General features: G+C 52.0%; 1 pseudogene. It reads left to right on the top strand.

The window, feature by feature from the left end:
• Positions 1-1,234 (top strand): annotated as a pseudogene (locus WKT20_RS18015) (viral A-type inclusion protein); the annotation flags it as partial.

The following is a 1,234-nucleotide window of genomic DNA, read 5'->3' on the forward strand; positions in this document are numbered from 1 at the left end:
GCTTAAACAGTATGTCAAGACGGATGAGTTCAAAAAAACGGGAGCCGCAGACCAGCAGGTCGTTTACGATGCCATCGAACGGATTCAAAGCATGCTCCCCGGTGGCAACGGGACATTGGATTTTGCCCGGCTGCAAACGCAGATGCACGCTTTGGGGGATGCCGTAACACGCGTGCAAAATGCGGAACTGCAGCAGGAAGCGGCATTCATTCGGTTAAAAGCAGCGCAGACCGATTACAACAAGGCTCTTGAAAGCGGTAACCAGGCAGAAATAGAACGTACTAAAATCGCTCTTCAAATGGCCCAATCGTCCAGCATTTCAGCTGACGAAGAATACCTGAACGCCACCTCTGAAATGAAGGCGCTTGCCGGGGAGGTGAAAAGTGCCTCCCGGGACACGGTTGACGGGTTGAACATGGTATCCGACGGGTTGCACGGCTTTGCGAGCGGAACCTTGCAGGGATCATTTGAAGGAATCCAGAACATGCTTACCGGTCTTTCAAAACTGAATATCGGAGGCAAGGTCGGCGATGCCATCAGCCGGATGTCCGAAACCCTGTCAAGTGCCGGAGTCATCGGACAAATCATATCGGCCATTCTCTCCATACTGGATTTGCTGAAAGACGGTATTGGCCCGATTATCTCATCATTGATAGATACCATTTTCAATGCGATAACCGGAATACTCGACAATATCCTCAGCGGAGACCTGTTCAAACAGATAGGCGGTTCCCTTGTGAATGGTATCGGAGGACTGCTGAACACGGTGTCTTTCGGAGGTTTCAACAAACTGTTCGGCATCGGCGGGAACGCCAGGGAAGTGCAGGCGGCTATAGACCGTCTTACGGACCGGAACGAGAAACTGCAGACTTCCATCGAAGACCTGACCGATACCATTAAGGCAAGCAAGGGGACAAAATCGGTGGAAGCTTACCGGGATGCTTACAAATACCAAAAAGAAACGAATGCAAACTATCTGCAGATAGCAAAGGAACAGGCACGCTACAGCGGAAGTCACCACAGCTGGAACTACTACTGGGGCGGTTTCAACCAGGCACAGATAGACAAACTGAGCGGACAGATCGGCCGCCAGTGGGACGGGAACCTGTGGAGCCTGAGCCCGGAGGAAATGAAGGCACTGCGCAGCAACGTGGATATGTGGACGCAAATCCAGAATACCGGTAAGGGAGGCTATGGCGGGCGACTGACCGAGAAACTGGATGACTACATAGAC

Source organism: Phocaeicola sp. ICN-14070, assembly GCF_037892625.1.
Taxonomy (GTDB): Bacteria; Bacteroidota; Bacteroidia; order Bacteroidales; family Bacteroidaceae; genus Phocaeicola; species Phocaeicola plebeius.